The organism is Mucilaginibacter mali (assembly GCF_013283875.1).
GTDB classification, from domain to species: Bacteria; Bacteroidota; Bacteroidia; order Sphingobacteriales; family Sphingobacteriaceae; genus Mucilaginibacter; species Mucilaginibacter mali.
This window is the reverse complement of record NZ_CP054139.1, coordinates 3,746,666-3,772,189: the sequence shown is the minus strand read 5'-3', so window position 1 is coordinate 3,772,189 and position 25,524 is coordinate 3,746,666. Positions and strand designations below refer to the sequence as shown.

Below are 25,524 nucleotides of genomic sequence, written 5' to 3'. Positions count from 1 at the left end.
TTTTTTTCTTTTTTGCGTTTAATAGGTTTTGCGATATCCCTTAAGTGTAATCGCGTCAATTATTTGCCCGAAAGAGGTTTTAAATGAACTGCCGATAGGTAACTCGATTGATTTAGACAGAATTACATGGTTGCCGTCTACCGACTTTATTTTATCAATATTGACGATGTATGATTTGTGTATCCTGATGAAGCGGCTTTCTGGTATGGCGTTTTCTACCTCTTTCATCGATAGATAGGTAATATGTTTCTGATCGGTAGTGTAAATCGCTACATAATTACTTAAGCCTTCAATAAAAAGTATATCATTATAGTCAAGTCTGACCACCTTACCTTTTATCCCGGGATTTATAAAAAAATGCGTCTGAATAGGTACTTGTATTTTTTTTGAAGCAATAGCGTTAACCACCTTAGTTACCGATTTTGTAAAACGTGCGAACGAGATGGGTTTTAACAGGAAGTCAATCCCGTTTTTTTCAAAAGCATCAACCGCGTAGTGAGCGTGTGCACTGGTAAATATAACAGAAGTGAAGGGGGAAATGATATCGGCAACTTCAAGCCCTGATAATTCTGGCATATCCACATCCAAAAAAACAATATCCACATTTCTGGCGCGGTTAACGGCATCGATAGCATGTAACGGGTTTATGTGGCTGCCTATTAATTGCAAACCGGGTAGTTTGGCGATATAGCGTGTTAGGGTATCAATAGCGTGCCGCTCGTCGTCTATTACATAACAGGTGTTCATTTGTGTCGATTTAGGTTAACGCAGGCCACCTGTTCAATTACAGGGATATGCACCGTATTATGACTTGTATAATATATTTACTAATGTATGAAAAATATTCCTTTTAGTTGTCGTTCGGTTCTTTCGTTTTTTTGAAAATATAGATAGCGCATACCTTGTTTGGTATAGCGAAAAGCCCTGTTGGTGTAATTTTCTTTAAAGTGTAGCTGTCTTTGTGTAGTTTTCGTTCAAGGAAAATATCTTGATGTCTTGGGGAGAATAATCGGATGTTTTAATAATAAATAAACTGATTTTAATCAATAATATATAATTTATTAAAGTTGCAGGTATTGTAAATAATACGATACATTTAAATAACCATTATAAACCCTTGCACATGTCTCGTTTAAACAACCAAATCTTGTTGCGTAAAGCCTGTTTACCGCAATGCCGCTACTTATTTACACAGTCGCCATTATTTAATATAGCATACTTATAGTTAGTTAGCTTATTTAACAGCACGGTTATACTATATATTTTTTGCGATGCGTATTGTTTTATTTACCAGTTTATTGCCGGCATTTGCCGCGCTTGATCAGCTTCGTTCGGAAGGCTGGCTGAAGGCCGTTGTATCAACTGATAAAATACCCGCGCAAAACGGGCAGTTAAAAATTGTGTGCGAAAATGCGGGGATAAAATTTCTTGAAGTAACCCAAAGCAGCCTGGTGCTTGTTGTTGAACAGTTGTTTGCCGAGGTAAAACCGGATGCGGCGATTATGTTTGGTTTTAGTTACCGTATTCCTGCTATAATATATCAAATGCCCTTGCTGGGATTTTACAATGTTCATTTTAGCTTGCTGCCAGCTTATCGGGGCCCCGATCCTGTTTTCCATCAACTTAAAAATGGCGAACAGGTTGGCGGCGTGAGCATACATAAGGTTGCCAGGCGATTTGATAGCGGCGACATCGTATTGCAACAACCTTTTCCGCTTTTCCCTGGCGAAACATGGGGGCTTTGTTTTAGTCGCCATATACCCACAGCGGCGGGCATGGTTATGGAATTATTGCGCAAGCTAAACGAGGGTACTTTTTTACCAACCCTTGCACAGGATGAACAGCGGGCTTCATACCATAAACGTTTAGATATAGATGATACTACCATTAAATGGGATATACAAACCGCCGCGCAGATAGATAGCCTGGTGAATGCCTGTAACCCGGCGGCTGGCGGGGCTTTAACATTTTTTAGGCAGTTGCCCGTGCGTGTGTTCGAAGTATCGCAGGTTGAGGGCCAAAGCGGGCAGGATGTGCAGCCCGGAACGGTTATCCATGCCGGCGCGGATGGTGTATATGTGCAATGTTTAAACAGGCAAATGCTGCGCATAAATATTTTAAGCCTGAACGAGGGGGTGATAAGCGGGGCGAAATTCGCGGCCCTGGGAATACAGGCCGGGGATATTTTTGGAGCAAGTGAAGCCATGCAGCCGGCATCAGTTCATTAAACTTAAGCCTATATACCAATTAAATTATAACCTGTAATGCTATAAATAGCATGTTGCTTTTTCTGCCTGTACCCAAAAAAGGTACAGTTTATACACACAAACGCGGCCTTCGTTACCAATTGTGTGTATAAGGCTTAGGCAATTTTTAATATTTATGGCAAAAATGCAGGCAACACCTAAAAAAGAGAATTAACTAAATTACTATAAACCTTAAAAACAAAGTTATGGACAATTTTCTTGGAGAGATCAGGATGTTTGCCGGAAGCTATGCCCCGCAAAATTGGCACTATTGCGATGGCAGTACGCTACAGATCAGTCAGTACGAGGCCCTGTTCACCTTATTGGGAACCACATACGGTGGTAACGGGCAAACTACCTTTGGCCTGCCCGATTTGCGGGGCCGCGCGCCGGTGCACAAAGGCACAGGCACGGGCTTAGCCCCCGTTGTACTTGGGCAAATGGGTGGTTCTGAAACGGCAACCCTTACTGCCGCTAATTTGCCGCCGCATGCGCATGTGCTGACCGCGGTAAATGCCCCCGCTGCAACCAATACCCCCACTACCAATTCAATGCTAAGCACAACAACCCCCGTGGCCTACGTTACCAATACATCAACGCCACCGGCGCCTTTGCCAACCCCTGTGGCTATGTACGGGGCAAGTATAGGATACAGCGGAGCCAACCTGCCGGTATCTATTGTGCAGCCATCTATGGCAATAGGTTTTATTATCGCCTTAACCGGTATTTTTCCACCTCAAAACTAAAAAGCAAAATATTATGGATCCTTACATTGGAGAATTAAGAATATTCCCTTATGGTTTTGTACCAAAGGGCTGGGCCGCCTGCGATGGCACCCTGTTACCTATAAACACTAATCAGGCCTTATTTGCTTTATTAGGTGTACAATTTGGTGGTAATGGCTCAACTACCTTTGCCCTGCCCGATTTGCGCGGCCGGGTACCTATGCACGTTAGTCAAAAATACCAGCAGGGCAAGCCGGGTGGCGCCGCCGGCAGCACACTTGTTTTGGCAAATGTACCTGCTCATAACCATTCGTTAATAGCAAACACCAGCACAGCAGATAAGCCAACGCCCGTCGGTAATATGCTGGCAACAACCCCTGCAGCCGTTCCTTTATACGCGCCTGCGCCGGGGCAAGCCTCCCAGTTATCGGCCATGGCAGGGCCGGCAATCAGCAGCACAGGCGCTTCAACACCGGTAAACAATATACAACCTTTTACAGGGTTGGATGTTTGCATCGCCCTGGTAGGTATTTACCCGCCGCGCGGTTAATTAATCAATCATTTTTACATTAATTTTTTTTAACGAAATAATTATGGATGCTTACTATGGAGAAATAAGGATTTTCTGCGGCACTTACGCTCCGCAGAACTGGGCTTTTTGCAACGGGCAAATTATACCAATTCAACAAAACAGTGTGTTATTCAGTATATTAGGTGCTACCTATGGCGGTAATGGTACTTCTACCTTTGGCTTGCCAAATTTACAGGGCCTTATACCTGTCGGGATGGGTACTGGCCCAGGTTTAACCCCTCTTAATTGGGGCGAAACTGTGGGCTCTGAAACCTATACGCTTGATTCGACAACTTTACCGAGACACAACCATACTTTAAATGGTGTAAACGCGCCTCCCGCTACAACCTCACCCGCAAATGGCTTTGTTGCCAATGGTATAGCCAGCGGAAGGATTACAGCATCGCAATACACCGATAATCAAAATACAGCCAGTATGCTTGCGATGAGCCCTTATAGCGTAGCGATGGGGGGAAATACTACGGGCACAACTACACCCGTGTCGGATATGCAGCCCTTTTTACCATTAAATTTTATTATTTGCCTATACGGGAATTATCCGCCAAGACCCTAATAGCTGATGAATTAATAAATGCCGGCATGGCTGGCATTAATGCTTAGCCAATCAGGATGGGGCTTACGGGATACAAACCGTAAGCCCATCTTTACAAACAAAAGCCTTTACCGGCAGTGTACCTGATAAATATAAAACTATAAAATACAGCGATAGGGAATAAAAAAGCTCCGGTAGCTGTGCCTGATTAGAAAACATACATATTGTTACGTTTCAGAATTATTTAATCTTATTCAATGGAAAAACGATTACCCGCCTTAACCAATGCTACGGCTATTTTATCATCAACTATCCGGCTGTTTTTAAAAACAAAGCAAAGGCATGTTTACAGGTATGCTATGCTGGTTATATTACTGGCAAGCCAATTTGCATCGTTTGCGCAAACTTTTTCCTACAACTTTGAAAACGGTGTTAATCATGCTAGTAGTTTTAGTTCAAACTCATATACCTTTGGTTTAAGTGCTACTTCTGGTGGCCCATTCTATATTAATGCCGACAATGTTGGTTTTGGTTACGGCTGGAACGGAACGGCGGCAGACGACGTATTTATAGATAATACGGGCAATTCGTTCTCCAATACACCATGTGATTTTAGTATTAGTTTAACAAGTGGCCCGGTAAGTACCTTTGCTGTAAAAAGTTTTTATTTATATATATCAGACAATAACCTCACGCTTCAAGGCAGTGGTGCTATTACGATTAAAGGTTATAACGGGGCATCGTTGGTTTTTACCGCTTCTCAAAGTTCTGGTTGGAATACCAATCTTGGTGTTAATAATGGTTATACCAAAATCGATATGTCGACTTTTGGGAGTAGTAACAATTCAAGCAAGTCAATTACCAGGCTCGAAATAATTTCGGCTGCCAATATAAGTTATTTAGGATTAGATGCATTTTCATGGGCCGCCGGCAGTGCTGCTACCCCAACTATTGGCACCACCGGTACACTTGCGGCGGTTAATACCACATACGGCACAGCGAGTGCCACACCAACCAGTTTCACCGTAAGCGGTACTAACCTTACGGCCAATATCTCGGTAAGCGCACCAACCGGTTTCGAAATGTCGACCACATCGGGCGGTACTTATACTTCAACATTAACCTTAACACAAAGTGGTGGCAGCTATAGCGGTACGGTTTATGTACGCTTAGCTAAAGACGCAACCGCGGGCGCACACAGCGGCAATATTACGCTTAGCAGCACCGGCGCTACCAATGCTACCGTGGCAACAACAAGCAGTACGGTAACTAAAGCTGTATTAACTTATACCGCCAACGCCGCTTCACGCGCGGTAGGCGCATCCGACCCAACCTTTAGCGGTACGGTAACCGGTTTTGTAAACAGCGAGAACCAGGCCGGCGCAACTACCGGCACGCTGGCATGGACAACCACTGCTACTTCGGGCAGCACAGCAGGCAGTTACCCGATCAACGGTTCGGGGCTTTCGGCAACCAACTACAGCTTTACACAGGCCGCAGGAAACGCTACGGCTTTAACTATATCTGCTAACCCTACCATAAGCACCAGCGGCACCCTGGTAGCGGTTAATACAACATACGGTACGGCATCGGCCACGCCAACCACCTTTGTGGTAACCGGCACTAACCTAACAAGCGGTTTACTAATTACCGCGCCCGCAGGATACCAGATATCCGTAAGCGCTGGCAGCGGCTATAATACCACCTTAACCCTATTCCCATGCGGCGGTATGCCACTTACAAGTACTATCTACGTGCGTTTAGCGGCAGCTACTACAGTAGGCGATTATAGTGGCGATATCACCATGAAAAGCACTGGTGCTACTGATGCTACCATTGCTACAACTTCAAGTAATGTAGCCAAGGCAACTCTTACCTATACCGCCAACGCGGCTACAAGGGCGGCAGGGGCTTCAGACCCAACATTCAGCGGCTCGGTTACCGGCTTTAAAAACACCGATAACCAGGCAAACGCTACAACAGGCACGGTAGCATGGGCAACAACGGCTACCGTAGGTAGTCCGGCAGGCAGCTATCCAATTAACGGCTCGGGTTTATCTGCCACAAACTATACTTTTGTTCAGGCAGCAGGCAATGCCACCGCTTTAACCATTACAGGTTCACTATCCCCAGTTATCAATAGTACAGGTACCTTGTCAGCTTTGAGCACTACTTATGGTACGCCTTCATCAACAGGAACTTTCAACGTATCCGGAACGGATATGGCGGCAGGCATCCTGGTAACCCCTCCATCGGGTTTTGAAGTAAGTACAGATAACAGCACCTTTAGCAGCACGGTAACGGTGGGCGCGGCCGGTGTCATCAGCTCTACCCCGGTTTACATCCGTTTGGCAAAAAATACCGCGGTGGGAAGCACTTATTCGGGCAATGTGGTATTAAGCAGCGCAGGTGCAACCAATGTTGGTGTGGCAACCACAACCAGCTCGGTAACAGCTGCCCCGCTTACCATTACTGCTAATACCGCTAACAAAACCTATGGATCAGCTCTAACAACAGCATCGGGTTCAACGGCGTTTACATCATCAGGCTTACAGAATTCTGAAACCATAGGCAGCGTTACCATTACTTATGGTACCGGTGCTGCGGCTAATGCTGCGGTAGGCACCAACACGGGTACAGCTGTACCAAGCGCGGCTACCGGCGGTACTTTTACAGCAAGCAACTATAACATTACCTATACGGCCGGCAATATTGTGGTAGGGCAGCTGGCTTTAACAGTAACCGCTACCGGCCCGACAAAAAAATACGGCGTTGCTTTGACAGCAGGTGCGGTTACCACCGGTTTTTCGGTTTCGGGAACTTTAGCCACCGGCGAATCCTTAACCGGTGTTACCCTTACACCTAACGCGGCCGGTTTGTCGGCAACTACCAGCGCAGGATCAGGTTATGTGGTTACGCCATCGGCAGCTACCGGTACAGGCGGCTTCCTTGAGAGTAATTATAATATCACCTATAACCCCTATAACGGTACGGTTGCCAAAACAACTGTATTGATAAGCGCCAGCAATGTTACCAAAATATTTGGCGCAACATTAACCGGCGGCACTGGCTATACGGCGTTCTCGAGCGCTGGCCTGGCCGGCAGCGAAACTGTCGGCAGCGTTACGGTTGCTTATGGTACAGGCGCGGCAGCAAGCGATGCCATGAATACTTATGTTGGGCAGGTGCAAATATCTTCGGCAACCGGTGGTACTTTCAATCCATCAAATTATAATTTCAGTTATGCTTACGGAAACATTATTGTAACGGCTGCGCCAACCCCGGCTATAGCCGCTACCGGTAATTTATCGGCATTCAGCAGTACATTCGGCTCGCCATCTACGTCTGATAGTTTTAGCGTATCGGGCACCGATATGACGGCGGGTATTTTGGTAACACCGCCAACGGGTTTTGAAGTAAGTACCGATAACAGCACTTTCACATCAACTGTAACTGTAGGCGCGGCGGGTACCATAGCATCAACCCCTGTTTATGTCAGGCTGAAAAGCGGCAATAATGCAGGCTCGTATTCTGGTTCGGTGGTGTTAACAAGTTCAGGCGCGACTAATGTGACGGCTATCATACCGTCAAGTACGGTAAGCAAATACAACCTGACCATTACGGCCAGTACTGCCAATAAAACTTACGGCAATACATTAACCAGCGGCGCAGGCTCAACCGCGTATTCAATTACAACAGGCAGCCTCCAAAATAGTAATACCATCAGTTCGGTTACCATGACCTATGGCACTGGTGCTGCGGCAACCGCACCAGTGGCTACTAATACAGGCACAGCTGTACCAAGTTTGGCAGTAGGTGCCAATGGTTTCTCTGCAAGCAACTATAATATTACCTACGCCAACGGCGATATTGTTGTTGGCAAGGCTACCTTAAACGTAAGCGCTGCCGGCGTAAACAAAACGTACGATGGCAATGCTACAGCAAGCGTAACCCTGAGCGATAACCGTGTTAACAGCGATACGTTTACTACAACTTACACAGCCGCGTTTAATAATAAGAACGCAGGCACAGCCAAGGGCGTTAGTGTAAGCAGCATCGCGATAAGCGGCGGCGCATCGGCTAATTATACCTTAAACAATACTACAGCCTCAACGAGCGCTGATATCACTAAGGCTGCCGTAACGGTAACCGCGCAAACCGATACTAAGGTTTATAACAAAACAACCGCTTCGTCGGTTAGCCCGGTAGTTGGTGCCTTGCAGGGAACTGACGTGGTTGGCACAGCGCCAACACAAGCTTTTACTAATGCCAATGTAGGTACATCTAAAACCATCACCCCATCTGGCCTGGTGATCAACGATGGCAATAGCGGGGGTAATTACGATATTACTTATACAGATAATACCACCGGTGTAATTACTGTGGCTACCGCTACGGTAACCGCCCAAACCGATACCAAAACATATAATAAAACAACAGCGTCGGGCGTAGCACCGGTAGTATCTGGTTTAATAAGCGGCGACGTGGTTGGTACCGCGCCTACGCAAACCTATGATAACAGCAAAGTAGGTACAGGTAAAACGATGACTGCAAGCGGCCTGGTAATTAATGACGGTAACAGCGGTAATAACTATACTATAAATTACGTAACCAACACTACAGGTGTTATCACTGTCGCCACCGCTACAGTAACAGCGCAAACCGATACAAAGATCTATGATAAAACGAATACATCGTCCGTAAGTCCTGTTGTAACAGGTTTAGCAAGCGGCGATGTAGTGGGTACCGCGCCAACGCAAACCTATAATAATGTAAATGCAGGCACAGGTAAAACCATTACTGCAAGCGGCCTGGTAATTAACGATGGCAACAGCGGCAACAACTATACCGTAAACTATGTAACCAACGCCACAGGTGTTATTACAGCCAAAGATCTGACTGTAACTGCCCAGGCCGATACTAAGGCTTACGATGGCACAGGCGCCTCAGGCGTTGCGCCGGTAGTAGGTACATTGGTAAGTGGCGACTTGGTGGCTACGGCACCGACCCAGTCATTCAATAATAAAAATGCAGGCACAGGCAAAACGCTGACCGCCTCGGGTTTAGTGATCAACGATGGTAACAGCGGCAACAACTACAATGTAAGCTATGTAACCAACACCACCGGTGCCATTACCGCGAAGAGTCTGAATGTAACCGCACAGGCGGATACCAGGACCTACGATGGTACCAATGCTTCAAGCGTTGCACCTGTTGTGGGTGCTTTGCAAACCGGAGACGTGGTAGGTACAGATCCAACGCAAACATTCGACAACAAAAACGCCGGCACCGGCAAAACGCTGACAGCCGCGGGTTTGGTTATTAACGATGGTAACAGCGGCAATAACTATTCGGTAAATTACGTAACCAATACCACAGGTGCGATCAACGCGAAGCAACTGACCGCTGCGCTGAACGTGAGTCCATCGATCACGAAGTTCTACGACGGGACGACATCGGCCACCCTTACCGGCAGCAACTATAGCCTGAGTGGTAAGGTTGGTACTGATGATGTAACGGTAAGCGGAACAGCCACGTATGATAATGCCAACGCCGGCACCGGCAAAACGGTAACAGTCAATACTTTTGTACTGGCGGGTGCGCAAAAGGATAATTACACGCTAAGCACCACCACAGCCACCACCACAGGCAGCATCAGCGCGTTCCCGCTGACCATAACCGCGGATGCTAAGAACAAAATCTACGGAGATACCGATCCGGCCTTAACTTATACCGCCAGCGCTACGCTGTTCAGTGGTGATAGCTACACCGGTGCGCTGACACGTGATGCAGGCGAGGATGCAGGAAGTTATGCTATTAAAGTGGGTACTTTAACACCGGGCAGCAACTATAGCGTTAGCTACACCGGCGCTAACCTGGTGATTGGCAAAAAGGCCATCACCGTAACAGCGGATGCTAAGACCAAAACTTATGGCGATACCGATCCGGCGCTGACTTATACCAACACCGCACTGGTTGGCTCGGATGCATTTACCGGCGCTTTAAGCCGCGATGCTGGCGAGAACAAAGGTACTTACGCTATTAAACAGGGTACACTTGCGCTGAGCAGCAACTACACGCTGAGCTATACCGGTGCCAACCTGACCATCGATGCGAAGGCCATCACCGTAACAGCCGCGCCAAAATCAAAAACTTATGGCGATGTTGATCCGACACTGACTTATGCCAATACACTATTGGTTGGTACCGATGTCTTTACCGGCACTTTAGCCCGCGATGCAGGCGAGAACAAAGGTACCTACGCTATTAAACAGGGGACACTGGCGCTAAGCAGTAACTATACTTTATCTTACACTGGTGCCGATCTGACCATCGGTGCTAAGACTATCACCGTAACCGCCGCGCCAAAATCTAAAACCTATGGCGATGTTGACCCGGCGCTGACTTATACCAATACAGCATTGGTAGGTTCGGATGTGTTTACCGGCGCTTTAAGCCGCGATGCTGGCGAGAACAAAGGCATTTACGCAATTAAGCAGGGTACACTGGCATTAAGCAGTAACTATACTTTAAATTACACAGGTGATAACCTAACCATCGGCGCTAAAACTATTGCGGTAACCGCTGCCGTTAAGAATAAAACTTATGGCGATGTTGACCCGACGCTGACTTATACCAATACCGCATTAGTTGGTTCAGACGCCTTTACCGGCGCTTTAACCCGCGATGCAGGTGAAAATGTAGGTCCGTACGCCATTAAACAAGGCACACTGGCACTGAGCAGCAACTATGTATTGAATTATACAGGTGCCAATCTTACCATCGGTACAAAAGCTATTACGGTAACCGCCGCGCTAAAATCTAAAACCTACGGCGATGTTGACCCGGCATTAACTTATACCAATACAGCGTTAGTAGGTTCGGATGCATTCACCGGTGCTTTAACCCGCGATGCGGGCGAGAATGTAGGTCCTTACGCCATTAAACAAGGCACACTGGCATTGAGCAGCAACTATGTATTGAATTATACCGGCGATAACCTGACGATCGGCGCGAAAGCGATCACGGTAACCGCCGCGCCAAAGAGCAAAACCTATGGCGATACGGATCCGGCACTGACCTATACCAATACGCCACTGGTGAACAGCGACACGTTTACCGGAATCCTGACCAGGGACGCAGGCGAAAATGTAGGCAGCTACGCCATCAAACAAGGCACACTGGCATTAAGCAGCAACTATACGCTAAGCTATACCGGCGATAACCTGACCATCGGCGCGAAAGCGATCACGGTAACGGCCGCTCCAAAGAGCAAAACCTATGGCGATACGGATCCGGCACTGACGTACAGCAACACGCCGCTGGTGAACAGCGACACCTTCACCGGAAGCCTGACAAGAGATGCAGGCGAAAATGTAGGCAGCTACGCCATCAAACAAGGTACATTAAGCCTCAGCAGCAACTACACGCTAAGCTATACGGGCGATAACCTGGTTATCGGCGCGAAAGCGATCACGGTAACCGCCGCACCAAAGAGCAAAACCTACGGCGATACCGACCCGGCACTAACGTACAGCAACACGCCGCTGGTGAACAGCGACACCTTCACCGGAAGCCTAACCCGGGATGCAGGCGAGAACGCAGGCAGCTACGCCATCAAACAAGGCACATTAAGCCTCAGCGGTAACTATACGCTGAACTATACCGGCGATAACCTGACCATCGGCCGGAAAGCGCTGACGATTACCGCGGATAATAAAACCAAGGTATATGGCGCAGCCAACCCGGCGCTGAACGCGATCTATACCGGCTTCACCAATGGCGATGATGCCACCAGGCTGACCACGCAGCCAACGCTGGCTACCACGGCTACCGCATCATCGGCAGCGGGCACCTACCCGATCACGGCAAGCGGCGCGGCATCGAATAACTATGCCATCAGCTATACCAATGGTACCCTGACGGTAAACAAAGCCAGCCTGACCATCGCGGCCGATAACAAGTCTAAAATATATGGCGCGGCTAACCCGGCACTAACTGCCAGCTACAGCGGTTTTGTGAACGGGGATACGAATGCCAGCTTAACTACGCAACCTACGCTCAGCACCACGGCCACGGCCGGCTCAGCGGTAGGTAATTATCCTATCACCGCAAGCGGTGCCGCGTCGGGTAACTATACCATCGCTTATACAGCCGGTACGCTGACGGTAAACAATGCCACGCTGACCATCACCGCCGATAACAAAACGAAAACCTACGGTGGCGCTAACCCAGCTTTAACCGTAACCTACAGCGGCTTTGTGAACGGCGATACCCAGGCCAGCCTGACCACAGCAGCCACAGCAACCACCACAGCCACAGCGGCAAGCGGGGCAGGCACGTATACCATTACCGCGGCAGGCGCGGTAGCGCCGGGCTATACCATCATCTACAATACCGGCACACTGACGGTGAATAAAGCAGTGCTGAATATCACGGCCGATAACAAGAGCCGTAATTACGGCGTAGCCAACCCTGCGCTTACGGTAACGTACAGCGGTTTTACCAATGGCGATGACGCTACCAAATTAAGCACCCAGCCGGCAGTAAATACCAATGCCGCCATCACCTCAGCACCGGGCACCTATGCCATTATTGCCAGCGGGGCGGCCTCGCCGAACTATACGTTCACGTATGCCAGCGGCACGTTCACGGTGGTACCGCTGACGAATGCCACGATGGCTAACTTAACCATCAGTTCAGGCAGCCTGTCTCCGGTATTCAGCGGCAGTACATACAGCTATGAAGCATCGGTGATCTTCGCGGTAGAGCAGGTAACGCTGACCCCGGCCTTTGACCCGACAGCGACCATTACGGTCAACGGCATAGCCAGCGGCAACGGGACAGCCTCGGCACCGGTCGCGCTGCAATCAGGCGATAATACCATCACCCTGGTCGTAACGGCGCAGGACGGCACAACCAAACAAACGTATACGGTAAAAGTACACCGTCCGCTGCCCCCGGCGGCTATTGTACCGACGAACGTACTGTCGCCGAACGCGGATGGGAAGAACGATAGCTGGGTGATCAAGGATATCCAGCTGTACCCGAACAATACGGTAACGATCTACGACCGGGCAGGCCGGGAAGTATACAGCAAGAAAGGCTATAACAACGACTGGGACGGCACGCTGCGGGGCGCGCCGCTGGCCCAGGGGACTTATTATTACATTATCGACCTTGGCCCAAGCTACGAGAAGCTGAAAGGGTTCATTACGATACTGAAAGTACAGTAGGGGAGTAAGTCAAAAGTCAAAAGTCGAAAGTAAAAAGTAAAAAAGACAAAGCAACAAATGAAAACCAGCATAATCACCAACCCAACCCATATCATCAAAACCGCGGGGAAACTGCTGATGAGCGTACTGCTCATCAGCGGAACCCTTGGGGCCAAAGCCCAGCTGAACCCTTTTCAGGCGATGTACTTTCAAAACCCCTACCAGTACAACCCGGCGATGGCGGGGATGGAGCAGGCACTGAGACTAAACATCGGTTACCGCCAGCAATGGAGCAACTTCCCGGGGACGCCGAAGACGGCGCTGTTCACGGCCGACATGCAGCCGGCCCGGAATGTAGGCATCGGGCTGAACGTGAACGACGACCAGGAAGGGCTGATCAGGCAGACGCGGGTGATGGGCAGCTATGCCTACCATTTACCGCTGAACAGCGAGAACGAAAAGCTAAGCTTCGGGGTATCGCTGGGCGTAAATGACGCGCATATCGACTACAACAAAGTAAGCGGGGACCTGACCGATCAGCAGATCGCGCAGTACAACCAGCTGAAAGCCTATGTGGACGGCGACTTCGGGATGGCCTATACGAATGACAAGCTGACGGTAAGCGGGGCTTTGCCCAATTTGAAGTCGGTATTCTTCAAAGCCTCGGACCAGCGTTTCGATGCCGACAGGCTGCTGTTCATCACGGCGGTAAGCTATAAGATCGACATGAAGACAGCCGACAACAGCCTGACGCTGGAGCCGCTGGTGGCGTACCGGAAAGTAAAAGGCTACAAGGATATCGGCGACCTGGGCTTCAACTTCACGATGAACAACTACGGGATCTTCCTGCAGGGCATCTATCACACCAGCCAGAGCATGGGGCTTGGCGTAGGATTGGACCAGAAGAGCTACCTGCTGAACTTCAGCTACAACCTGGAGACGGGTGTACTGAGCAACTACACCCGTGGCGCTTTTGAGTTCGGACTTAAACTTAGGCTGTTTGGGAATAAGTAAGGGGGCTGATACATTACCAGAAAAAGCAAGGGCAGCCAAAAGCTGCCCTTGCTTTTTGAATATATAGAACGGATCAATTCAAAACAATAAAACCGTTATTGACCAAAAAGGGCATCCAAACGTATAATTCAGCCAATAATTCGCCCTCTGAACGGTTAACCAACCGGGATGTTTCCTTAACGGCCTCTAAAAGTTGCAAACCTTGCCGGCATAACTGTAGAAAACGGTATTGCCATTCGGGTAATTCTTCCATGGTTATCCGGTAGTTTTTGCGGCTTACTGCCATAAATGTTGTTACTGGCGCAGGCATTTCGCATTTGGCTCCGGGCGCGCACATTTCCATAAAAAACTTTTTCAGCGGAAATTTTAGCTCTACAAGTCTCAGGCAATCGGTAACGCTTATCTGCCGGGTCATAAACAATATATTATCCAGCTTGTCCAGCCCCGATATTTGATTTTGTCCTTCATCCCCTGCCGCACGGATAGCTTCCTGCCTCGCCCGTTCTACACGGGCAATTTCAGCAGGGAAATCAAACATAGCGGCTGGTATCCCATCCGGAATATTTACAGGTTTTGTACTTTCAAGGAAGCGGAGAAAAACCAAACCAAGGTTGGTAAGGGTATAGGTAGTTGAAGGCTGCCATGCAATAGCCGCATCGGCAAAAGTATCGAACATTACATCGCCTACAAATTTTTTCAGTATCGGGAAATCAGCCCGCAGGCATTCTACCAGCCGCAGTTTATAGCCTGTAGTATAAACGTTAAGGCGCGAATAAACCGATGCTGTTCCGTTATTGGCTACAACGGTGTCGGCGTCCAGGCCGTGTTGTTGCCGGGCTGTGTACAGTTTTTGCGGCAGCGTGCCGTAATTAATCAAAATATCTTTTAGCCAGTACTGCAACCGGGCTGTTTGTAGTTTACTCATTACCGGCTAATTGAAAGTGCACAGGGTTTGATACAGGCAACCGGACCGCACTTTGTACAGCTATATTAGGAATGTTACCATTTATAACTTCGCGGGCTTTAAAAACCTCGGCCACCAGCTCGGGGTATTCGGGTATGTCCGAATCCCATTCTAACAATATGCTTACTCCACCGGTAAGTTGATGGGCCAATAAGTACAGTTGCCACACCTGTGTGGGTACTGGTTTGTCATGGGTATCTACCAGTAACTCGCCAAAATCAGTTGGGCCGGCAACATGTATTTGTACAATGTGCTGGTGCGGAAGGTTAGTGATATATTCTTCGGCATTAAAGTGATGATTATGTGCTGATACAAAAACATTGTTTACATCGAGCAGTAAGCCGCAGCCCGTGCGTTTGGCCATGCGCGACATAAATTCCCATTCGGGCATTTCAGAAGCCCTGAACTCTAGATAAGTTGATGGATTTTCCAGCACAATAGGGCGCTGCAAAAATTCCTGTACACGGTCTACCCGTTCGCAAACATGGTCCAGGCTGGCTTCGGTAAGCGGCATTGGTAACAGGTCGTGGGTATTAACCCCCATTACCCCCGTCCAGCAAAGGTGGTCTGATATCCATTCGGGTTCAACTATTGCCGCAAGGGCCTTTAGTTTTTTAAGATAATCCATATTTAACGCGTCGGTACTGCCTATTGATAGGGACACGCCGTGCATTACAATTGGCACCTGTTTTCTCATTTGCATCAGCACATGCCTGGAAAAGCCAAAATCATCCATGAAATTTTCAGAAATGATCTCGAACCAGTTAACCTGTGGCGGATGCTTCATCAGGTAATTAAAGTGCTGGTGCCTTAAACCCACGCCCAGGCCCAAATTTGGCAGGCCCAGGCGTGGTGTGTTTACTGTGTTCATATAGCGAACGTATCAAAAGTTTAGGTGGATGGCGGGAATGCAAGGCGTATATTGCTTGGCGCGGGTGGTTCTGCAGGCGGTGTGCCACCGTTACTTTTTACAACATCGCAGTAAGCCTGCCATGCAATTTGATATACAGGTGTACCTTCTGTATACGGGGGCAGGCTTGAAACCGGAACGGGTTGCCCCGATTGGAAACTATATAATTCAATCCCGGTCATGTTGGCGTATGGTGCAGGATATAATTGCGATGCGGAAATAGGCACCGCGCAGCCGCCAAATGTTTGGCAACGGTTATCGCCAGGGGCACTGTAGTAAACTGGTGTACAGCCATTTGTTCCCCCTACGGTATCCGCTGGTTTATGCGAACTGGTGGCTTTTACTTTTTCAATTTCCGAATTACAGGTATGGCCGCCGTTAACAGTTTGAATAAACCCGCATCCGCCCTGTGCCATACACGAATTTGAACCTATGCAGGTATGATAGGCTGCCTGCGCGGCGCAGTTATTATTATTGTCGGTTGCATTTGTACCTAAGCCCTGGCAGCCATAGTATATATTATTTGCCTGCTGAGGTACGATGCCCAGCGATAGATCTGGCGCTTTGCCAAAAACGGCCCAGCATACGGCGGTCCGATCGCCTGTGCCGCCCATGGCAGGGTATGGGAAGGTAGCGCCCGGTGTACTCCAGTAGGTGTTTAGCACACTTGTAACCCCATAAATGGCACCCGCGGCTGCCTGGCTGATCAGGTTATAGTTGGTACTGTTATTATTAGTAATATCTTCCTGCTTCAGCGCGTTAAGCGCGTTGGCTATATCTGCTGCGGCCGGTAGTGCGTCGTTATATTTCCCGCCGGGGATGGATTGCAGCATTTCGGCTGTCCAGGTATTGCCTTGATCAAACCACATGTCCCAGGTAACAATTCCGCCGGCTGCCAGTAATCCTGCAACATAGGTAAAGGTTTCAAAGTGGTCGCAGTTGCCAAAATGTGAGCGTGCCGCAGCATCGGCGCTCGGTTCTGGGTTGCCCTGATCGTTGTATGATGGATAATCTAATTCCAAAGCTTCGGTGTTTGGCTGGAATTGCTGTTCTACCGTTGTTGGTAAATTAAGGCCAAGCCTGGCTTTAATTTGCGCACCGACGCCACTACCTTCGCCCTGGTCGGTGATCCCGTCTATCATATTAAATAGTTGTTGCAGCGCTGTATCGCTATCTGTGCTGGTGACAGATGCCGACATATCAGGATATTCGGGGACGTGGCTCCCTGCTGTAGAGTTGAAAATATCCTGTTGTGTAGGAAGCGTACCTTTGAAAATTTCATCCCATAATGTTGTTGTAGCGCCACCTGGAAGCGTGTAACTTATAGAAATATATTCCCATAAGCATTTGTACATCCACCCGATGCTGCCGAATAGCGGCAGATCGGCCTCGGTATTACTTGCCTGCCAGTTAGCAAAAGGCACAGACGGGAAATAATTGCTTTTTTTATCCGGTTGAATGATCGCTTCGGCTGCGGCCTCTGTTTCTTCAATTGCCAAAAACAGTTCCATCTGTGTTTTATTAACCGGGCCAAGGTTAACCACAAGTGAGTTGAATGGAGCGATGGTATCCTGGAAATCGAGGATATGCGGGATAATGGTATTAGTAGGGCCGTAGCAGGTCCAGCCAAAAGTAGTTGGGTTTTGCAACAGCGGGCTGTTGTAATTAGGCGCTACGCCTACCGCCTGGCAAATGTTAGATGCCATTTGCAAGTGAAACATTTCGGCAATAAATACGCTGAAAATAGCATTAAAAGCATTCTCGTTAGGTGTTGAGGGAGCGGCGGATGTTGCCATACCCGGCCACCAGCGATTTTCGTATAAGGCGTTACTGCTGGTGATCTGGTGTGTGCCTTGTAGCGAGTAAAGCGTGGTCATGTAAAGCGGAATGGTGAATAATTCCACATTCACGGCCGCCTGTACAATGGCGTTTAGGGCGGAGATGTCTGTTTGAAGGTTGGAAATGTCGCGCCCGACGACACCATCCTTAAAAAGTAATTTGTGCATTGTGGTTGATAAATAAGGTTTATATATTGATTTGAGATTGTTTCAGATGAATAGCTGAGCGTAAAATAATTACTCCCGGCTGCTGAATTTGAATAAAAGATAGAAAGGTCGCATCGCACCTGAAAAAATATTATGCGAACGTGGATATTCGACATATGAACAGGCTTATTAGGTGAGATAAGTCTTGAGAATAGAAGGCGATATTTATGCCGGAAGGAAAATTCGGGGAGATAGTTAATAAGTTAAATAAGAACAAAATGCCGTTCTCATTTGCTCATCATTAATGGATTAGGGTAATTGTCGGCCTGTTCGGCGGCAGGTAAATCAAGGCACATAAAATCCTTTTCTATCAGCAGGTAAAGCCCCTGATCTGTATTTTCAAAGCCTACACGTTCGGTGGTACTCCATTCCTGCAGCATTAAATGGGGCATGTATATAGTGATATTGTTGTTTTCGAAACAGGCCGATAAATTACCGCCCGTGATCCTTTGCAACGAATAGGTCAATCGTGTTGCGCCAAAATCTGTCGTGTCTTCCAGGTAGCCGTCGGATGCAAAGCGTTCAACTTCGGGCCGCGTCAGCCTGTATCGTAATGAGTTTCCTTTAATGCGTATTTTCATAAGTTTAGCGCGTTAATATCTGTTACTTGCCCAATAATAATAATGGCCGGGTAGGTTAGCCCTTGTTGGGTGGCCAATGCCGGCATATCTTTAATTTTACCTTTAGCCACTTTTTGCTGTGGCAGCGATGCGTGCTGTATAATTGCGGCAGGCGTATCACCCCGGCCTTCCTTTATATAAGTATCGGCTATTATTGGTAGTTGCTTCATGCCCATATAAATAACTACGGTGGCATTACTTTGCATCGCTAATCGCAGATCGGCTGATAAGGTGCCATCCTTTTTGGTGCCGGTTACTACCCAAATGCCCTCGCTAATTGACCGGTGGGTTAAAGGGATATCTTCAAACCCAGCCGCCTGCATGCTGGTAATTCCAGGGACAAATTGAGCTTGTATGCCTAAATTTTTTGCAAATACCACTTCTTCATACCCCCGGCCAAATATAAATGGGTCCCCGCCTTTTAATCGTACTACTATTCCTTTAGTATAGGCATAATGAGCTATCATCTCGTGTATCTGTTCCTGTGTGGTATACTCGCCGTATGGTTGCTTTCCTACGTATATCCGTTCGCAGCCTTCCTTGGTAAGGTTTAATAGCTCTTTATTGGCCAGGTTATCGTAAAGCACCACATCGGCCTGTTGCAATATCCGCTGGCCTTTTACGGTTATCAATTCCGGATCGCCCGGGCCTGCGCCCATTACAATTAATTGGGGTATAATGGGTTTTGTGGTCATTTTTCTCGATTAATTATATTTTATTAATGTTTTATGATTAAAATATCTCTTCATTTTACTATATATTACCAAATATAGTGTTTAAAGGTGATTTTTTAATATAAAACTGATAAAAATTGAGTTTTATATGATTATTTTATTGTTAAAATCATAAAAATTGCCAAAATATTGATTTTTTATACCAAATTATTGCTGAATAAACGATGTAATTGGTTATAATTGTTATTGTAAATGCATTTGGTCGCAAATTAAATGCGCTTTACATATAAATTGCTTTAACAATTAAAAGATCTGTTATGTCAAAACCAACCATTATTGTTGTTGGCAACGGTATGGTAGGATATAAGTTTTGCGAGAAACTGGTATCTAAAACATCGGCCTTTAATATCATTATTTTTGGTGAAGAGCCGCGCCGCGCTTACGACCGTGTGCACCTGAGCGAATATTTTGCCGGTAAAACGGCCGACGATCTGTCCATGTCTACCCTGGCGTGGTATGCTGATAATGATATCCAGCTGCATCTTGACGACCCGATCCGGGAGATCAACCGTTCAGCTAAAACCATTCATTCTTTAAAAGGCATCACGCTTGGGTACGATTACCTGGTGTTGGCTACAGGCTCGTCTGCTTTTGTACCCGATATTCCGGGTATCGAAAAGGAGGGTGTGTTTGTTTATCGCACCATCGAAGACCTGGAGTTGATAAAAGCTTACGCGGTCAAAGCAAAAAGTGGCGCTGTAATGGGTGGTGGCCTATTGGGCCTGGAGGCTGCTAGGGCATTAATTGACCTGGGGATCCCGCAAACGCATGTTATCGAGTTTGCCCCAAGATTGATGCCCCGGCAGATAGACGCGGCGGGCAGTGCTATGCTGCAGGCAAAATTAAGCGACCTGGGTTTGAGTATCCATCTGAACAAAAGTACCGCTTGTATTGCAGGTGATCATAAAATAGAAGCACTGCAGTTTAACGATGGTACTTTACTGGCGGTGGATATGCTGGTGATATCGGCTGGTATACGTCCGCGCGATGAGTTGGCCAGGCTGGCAGGGCTGCAGGTAGGTACACGAGGCGGTATTATGGTGAACCAGTATATGCAAACCAGTGATGATGCCATATTTGCCATAGGCGAGTGCGCGCTGTACGATAATATGATATACGGCCTTGTTGCCCCCGGTTATGAAATGGCAGATGTGGTAGTGGCGCGCTTAATGGCCGGCGAAAAAAGCTTTCACGGTTTTGATATGAGTACCAAGCTGAAGTTGATAGGGGTGGATGTGGCAAGTTTTGGTGATGCATTTATTGCCGAACCAGCCTGCCGAATCATTGTATTTGAGGATACACACAAAGGTATTTATAAGCGTATTAATATTAGTAACGATGGTAAGTTGTTGTTGGGGGGTATATTAATAGGTGATGCTGATGCTTATAATATGCTGCTGCAGACGGTGAACAATAAAATTGCGCTGCCGCCAAATCCTGAAGATATGATATTGGGCGCGCGTGGCGGCGAGCAGGGCGATGGCGCCGGTGTGATGAATTTGCCGGATGATGCACTGATCTGTTCGTGCGAGGCGGTGACCAAAGGGAATATTTGTGGAGTGGTGAATGATGGTGCTATTGACCTGGATACGGTAAAGAAATGTACTAAAGCCGGAACGGGCTGCGGCGGGTGTGTGCCTATGGTTAAGGATCTGATTGCAGGTACATTGAAAGCCAATGGGCAATATGTTAAAAATGTAATATGCGAGCATTTTGATTACTCGCGCCAGGAATTGTACGATCTGGTGAAGATCAATAAGTTGAAGAATTACGACCTGGTGCTCGATCATTTTGGTAAAGGCGATGGTTGTGAGATATGTAAGCCGTTGGTGGCCAGTGTGCTGTCCAGCTTGTGGAATGACCTGATCGTAAAGCAAGATACGATACAGGATAGTAACGATCGTTACCTGGCCAACATCCAGAAAGGTGGTACTTATTCTGTAGTGCCGCGTATACCGGGTGGCGAGATCACGCCCGAAAAACTGATCGTTATAGGCCATGTGGCTCAAAAATATGGTCTTTACACTAAGATAACCGGTGGTCAGCGTATCGATCTTTTTGGGGCGCATGTAAGCGACCTGCCGCTGATATGGGAAGAGTTGATCGATGCTGGTTTTGAGAGTGGGCATGCATATGGGAAGGCGTTGCGTACGGTGAAAAGTTGCGTGGGTAGTACCTGGTGCCGGTTTGGTTTGCATGATAGTGTGTCGTTTGCTATTGAGATAGAGGAGCGATATAAAGGTTTGCGGTCGCCGCATAAGCTAAAAGGCGGGGTGAGTGGCTGTATCCGCGAATGTGCTGAAGCGCAAAGCAAGGACTTTGGTGTTATCGCTACCGAAAAGGGTTGGAATTTATATGTCTGCGGCAATGGTGGGTCGAAACCGCAGCATGCGCAACTGCTGGCTGCTGATATTGACAGTAAAACACTGGTGAAATATCTTGATCGTTTCCTGATGTTCTACATTAAAACTGCCGACCCGCTTACACGTACCGCTACGTGGTTGAATAAAATGGAGGGTGGTATGAGTTACCTGAAAAATGTAGTAATAAACGATAGTTTGGGTATTGCCGATCAGTTGGAAGAAGAAATGCAGTTGCTGGTAGATAGCTTCCATTGCGAGTGGAAGCAAGTAGTGAATAACCCCGAATTGCGCAGGCGCTTTACGCATTTTGTGAACGCGCCGGGTGAAAAAGACCCGACGGTGAAGTTTGAAGGAATGCGTGAACAGGTAAAAGCGGTATGGTAGAAGTGATGGCCGGAAGTCCGCATAAGTCGGAAAGTCCGGACATTGGTAATAAGGATAAATAACTTCCGGACTTTCGGTCTTCCCGACTTTCGGACTAAAAAGAACAATATGGAAACCTTAATCGATATTAACTGGGTGCTGGCCTGCTACGCTGATGATGTGCCCGAAAATGGTGGTGTTTGTATGAAGCATGGCGACGAGCAGATAGCGATATATAACTTTAACCGCAGGGGCGAGTGGTATGCAACACAAAATCTGTGTCCGCATAAACAACAAATGTCCTTGTCGCGTGGAATGATCGGTAGCGCCGGCGAGGCTTGCGAGCCAAAAGTGGCTTGCCCGTTCCATAAAAAAACATTTTCGTTGTTAAGTGGCGAGTGTTTAAGCGGCGATGATTATAAAATTAAAACCTATCCAGTTAAAGTGGTCGATGGCAGGGTGTTTGTTGGGGTAGCGCAGGCTTAATTGTCGTGCTGTCGCAAGATGTTAAGTGCATTGTGATTGATGATGGCGATATCCTTGCCCGATAGCTTGATGCTTTGCTCGTTCACCAGTTCGTTGATCACCCGGAAAACAGTCTCGTAAGTTGCTCCGGCAAACGAAGCAAGGTCTTGTCGGCTAAGGGTAATATTGATAAAGCCATCCGGGCGGGTGCCAAATTGTTTTTGTAATTTAATAAGCGCGCCTGCTACCCGGCCTTTAACAGGCATGTGTGCCAGGTCGCGCATGCGGCGTTCGGACTTACGCAATTCGCTGGCAAAAAAATTGACCAGCTGATAGGTTAGTTCGCCGTTTACCTTTAGGGTGCTCTCAAAAAACTTCATGCTTACGTAGCAAACTACTGATGGTTCAAGCGCCGCTGCCGATATGGGGTAGTTAAGATTGGGGCCAATGCCGCGGTGGCCCAATATGGCGCCATTTTCGGCAAAGCGGATAATGAGTTCTTTGTCTGCATCCCATTGTTTGTAAACTTTAATGTTGCCGCTGTATACAAAATAGATACCCTCTACCGGATCGCCTTCTTTAAAAAGCAGATCCCCCTTTTTTAGTTTAATGTTGGTTTTATTAGCACAAATAGCCGGATGCCACTCTTTTATGCAATGCTTGCACATAAAACAGGTGTTTGTGTCGCAGAGTTGTGTATTTTTTTGAGACTTTTTATGCTCTTTCACTATGTTTTTTCTGTTTGTTGCGACATAAAAGTACTTTTTCTATTGCCTAAATCAAAAAATACATGCAGTTTTTGTTATTCGCTATGTATTTAGTGATTTTTATGTTTAAAATAATATTAAAAATGATTTTATCACTAAATGTATGTAGTATTTGATTGAAAATATGATATAAATGAATGTTTATTAGTTTTTGATATTGATTTTTTATTAAAAAACTATCATTTATATGGTATTAATCATAAAAATTCATCAATTATTGAATTTTTATTGAAAATTTTCATCAAAATGAATATATTTATAAAAATGAAATAAGCTATTTGGTTAATAAATTAGAAAAATTAAAATATGGAAGTAAAATAGACAGGATATTGCAAAAAAAAGCCCCGCCGGGAGGTCGCATTCCCGGACAGGGTTATCAGTTTTCAATTGCTTTAACAAATTAAAAAACCTTACCAAATGTACAAAAATGTATTTAAACAATGCAGGGTTGTTCTATTTGTCGCGTGCCTTAGCCTGACTGCATTTACAGTCAGGGCGCAATTTACCATCACCGGGCAGTTACGGCCCCGTGGTGAGTTACGCGATGGCTACGGTACGCTACAACCTATTGGCAATCAAAATGCTGCCTTCGTTTCACAGCGAACGCGTTTGACCCTTAATTACAGATCGGGCCACCTTATTTTTCAAACTTCTGTTCAGGATGTGCGGCTTTGGGGGCAGGATGCATCAACCATTACCGTTAACGATGGCAACCGCTTGAGTATTCACGAAGCCTGGGCCGAGATCGTCTTTTCAAATAAAAAAGATACTTCCTTTAAAATATCGCCCTTAGATTATTTCGCCATTAAAATAGGCCGCCAGGAAATTGTTTATGATGATGAGCGCCTGCTGGGTTCAACCGATTGGCTGCAGCAAGGCCGCAGGCATGACGCGGTAGTATTTAAAGCCCTGCAAAAAGGCTGGCAGTTTGATCTTGGCGCTGCCTTTAACCAAAACACCGATGCTGTAAACTACAACAGTACTTACTATACGCCTGCCAATATTCCGGCAACGGTAAAAGACAGCAAAGGGAACCTGGTTAACACCCCGGCAGGGATGATCCCGCTTATTAGCAGCGCAGGCATCAGCGCTAAAAATGGCAGTCCGGCATTACTGAACCCACCCGGTACCAACGGCCTTAACCAGGATTATAAATCCATGCAATATTTGTACATCGCTAAGAAATTTAATAAAACCAAAATATCGGGCTTGTTTCTTGCCGATCAGTTCGGCAAATACGTGCTCGATTCGGTTAAGAATACCGCCGGTACTGATGTTGGCTATGTTTATGGTTACCGTTACAACCAGCCGGGGGTGAACCTGCGTTATACCGCAGGTTTATTAATTAACCCAGTATTGGGCGCTAAAAACCAATTTGCCTTCACCGGCGGCTATTATTACCAGGGCGGGCACGATAAGGACGGTTTAAGCCTTGATGCTTCTATGTTTACCTTCTCCGCCGCGTATAATCCCGGTAAAATGGCTTATACTATTGGCTGGGATTACCTGTCGGGTAACGATGCATTCTCTGCCTCAAAAACCAATCACCGGTTCGATCCGCTTTATGGTACCCCGCACAAGTTTTGGGGGCTGATGGATTATTTCTACGCCGTTAGTGGTGCCCCGGCAGGCGGTCTGAGCAACCCTTATCTTAAGCTGAAATATACATCGGCCAATAAGCGCTTCAGTACCGAACTGGCTAACCATTATTTTATGCTGGCTAACAATCAAAAAGATGCGGTGGGCAATGCGGTAAACAAATACCTCGGCACGGAGTTCGATCTGACGACCGGTTATAAGGTAAATAAGTTCACCATGGCCACCCTGGGCTTGTCATACATGGGGGCTACACAAAGCATGGAATATGCCAAAAACATTACCCCCGGCTCGGCACATCTTAACCCGGTATGGGCATATCTGCAACTCAATATCACACCAGAATTTCTGAATAAATAATCACTCAATTAAG

At 47.1% G+C, this 25,524-nt stretch carries 16 protein-coding genes; 9 read left to right on the top strand and 7 right to left on the bottom strand.

All coding sequences use genetic code 11. The annotated features are described in order from the left end of the window. Positions 1-18: 18 nt before the first annotated feature. A complete protein-coding gene (locus tag HQ865_RS15585; protein ID WP_173415783.1) occupies positions 19-747 on the bottom strand; it encodes a LytR/AlgR family response regulator transcription factor in 729 nt (242 codons plus the stop codon). A 524-nt stretch (positions 748-1,271) separates the two neighbouring features. Here HQ865_RS15585 and HQ865_RS15580 point away from each other — a divergent pair. From HQ865_RS15580 to HQ865_RS15555, 6 genes are all read left to right on the top strand, one after another. Beyond that, on the top strand, positions 1,272-2,228 hold the full coding sequence (locus tag HQ865_RS15580; protein ID WP_173415782.1) for a methionyl-tRNA formyltransferase: 957 nt from the start codon (positions 1,272-1,274) through the stop codon (positions 2,226-2,228). A gap of 224 nt (positions 2,229-2,452) precedes the next feature. Next, the gene (locus HQ865_RS15575) at positions 2,453-2,992 is read left to right on the top strand and encodes a phage tail protein (RefSeq protein ID WP_173415781.1); all 540 of its coding nucleotides are present in this window, start codon (positions 2,453-2,455) and stop codon (positions 2,990-2,992) included. 13 nt (positions 2,993-3,005) lie between these two features. Beyond that, positions 3,006-3,521 (top strand): phage tail protein, encoded by a 516-nt coding sequence (locus HQ865_RS15570; RefSeq protein WP_202020393.1) that lies wholly within the window; start codon positions 3,006-3,008, stop codon positions 3,519-3,521. 43 nt (positions 3,522-3,564) lie between these two features. Next, positions 3,565-4,116 carry a phage tail protein gene (locus HQ865_RS15565; RefSeq protein WP_173415780.1) on the top strand — a complete coding sequence of 184 codons (552 nt, stop codon included), beginning with the start codon at positions 3,565-3,567 and terminating at the stop codon, positions 4,114-4,116. Between the two features lie 236 nt (positions 4,117-4,352). Further along, positions 4,353-13,331: an MBG domain-containing protein gene (locus HQ865_RS15560; protein ID WP_173415779.1), complete on the top strand. Its 8,979-nt coding sequence runs from the start codon at positions 4,353-4,355 to the stop codon at positions 13,329-13,331. 57 nt (positions 13,332-13,388) lie between these two features. Then, positions 13,389-14,324, top strand: a complete 936-nt coding sequence (locus HQ865_RS15555; RefSeq protein WP_173415778.1) for a PorP/SprF family type IX secretion system membrane protein — start codon at positions 13,389-13,391, stop codon at positions 14,322-14,324. Between the two features lie 73 nt (positions 14,325-14,397). Here HQ865_RS15555 and HQ865_RS15550 read toward each other — a convergent pair whose 3' ends face one another. From HQ865_RS15550 to cobA, 5 genes are all read right to left on the bottom strand, one after another. Then, positions 14,398-15,249, bottom strand: coding sequence for an HvfC/BufC family peptide modification chaperone (locus HQ865_RS15550; protein ID WP_173415777.1), 852 nt, complete (start codon positions 15,247-15,249; stop codon positions 14,398-14,400). Next, the gene (gene bufB / locus HQ865_RS15545) at positions 15,242-16,159 is read right to left on the bottom strand and encodes an MNIO family bufferin maturase (RefSeq protein ID WP_173415776.1); all 918 of its coding nucleotides are present in this window, start codon (positions 16,157-16,159) and stop codon (positions 15,242-15,244) included. The genes HQ865_RS15550 and bufB overlap by 8 nt, the downstream gene beginning before the upstream one ends. Positions 16,160-16,179: 20 nt before the next feature. Then, on the bottom strand, positions 16,180-18,204 hold the full coding sequence (locus HQ865_RS15540) for a ferritin-like domain-containing protein (protein ID WP_173415775.1): 2,025 nt from the start codon (positions 18,202-18,204) through the stop codon (positions 16,180-16,182). Between the two features lie 266 nt (positions 18,205-18,470). After that, complete coding sequence (locus HQ865_RS15535) at positions 18,471-18,824, bottom strand: DUF7009 family protein (RefSeq protein ID WP_173415774.1); 354 nt, start codon at positions 18,822-18,824, stop codon at positions 18,471-18,473. Next, positions 18,821-19,558, bottom strand: a complete 738-nt coding sequence (cobA, locus tag HQ865_RS15530; RefSeq protein WP_173415773.1) for a uroporphyrinogen-III C-methyltransferase — start codon at positions 19,556-19,558, stop codon at positions 18,821-18,823. Before cobA ends, HQ865_RS15535 begins: the two co-directional genes overlap by 4 nt. A 296-nt stretch (positions 19,559-19,854) precedes the next feature. Between cobA and nirB the strand changes: the two genes are divergently transcribed. Then, positions 19,855-22,344 (top strand): nitrite reductase large subunit NirB, encoded by a 2,490-nt coding sequence (gene nirB, locus HQ865_RS15525; protein ID WP_173415772.1) that lies wholly within the window; start codon positions 19,855-19,857, stop codon positions 22,342-22,344. A gap of 108 nt (positions 22,345-22,452) precedes the next feature. Further along, the gene (gene nirD / locus HQ865_RS15520) at positions 22,453-22,809 is read left to right on the top strand and encodes a nitrite reductase small subunit NirD (protein WP_173415771.1); all 357 of its coding nucleotides are present in this window, start codon (positions 22,453-22,455) and stop codon (positions 22,807-22,809) included. Here the strand turns inward: nirD and HQ865_RS15515 are convergent. Beyond that, positions 22,806-23,456: a Crp/Fnr family transcriptional regulator gene (locus HQ865_RS15515; protein WP_173415770.1), complete on the bottom strand. Its 651-nt coding sequence runs from the start codon at positions 23,454-23,456 to the stop codon at positions 22,806-22,808. The two genes, nirD and HQ865_RS15515, sit on opposite strands and share 4 nt — an antisense overlap. Before the next feature lie 516 nt (positions 23,457-23,972). On the opposite strand from HQ865_RS15515, the gene HQ865_RS15510 reads away from it, so the two are divergent. Beyond that, entirely contained in the window at positions 23,973-25,511 is a 1,539-nt protein-coding gene (locus tag HQ865_RS15510) for an alginate export family protein (protein WP_173415769.1), read from the top strand. Positions 25,512-25,524 lie beyond the last annotated feature (13 nt).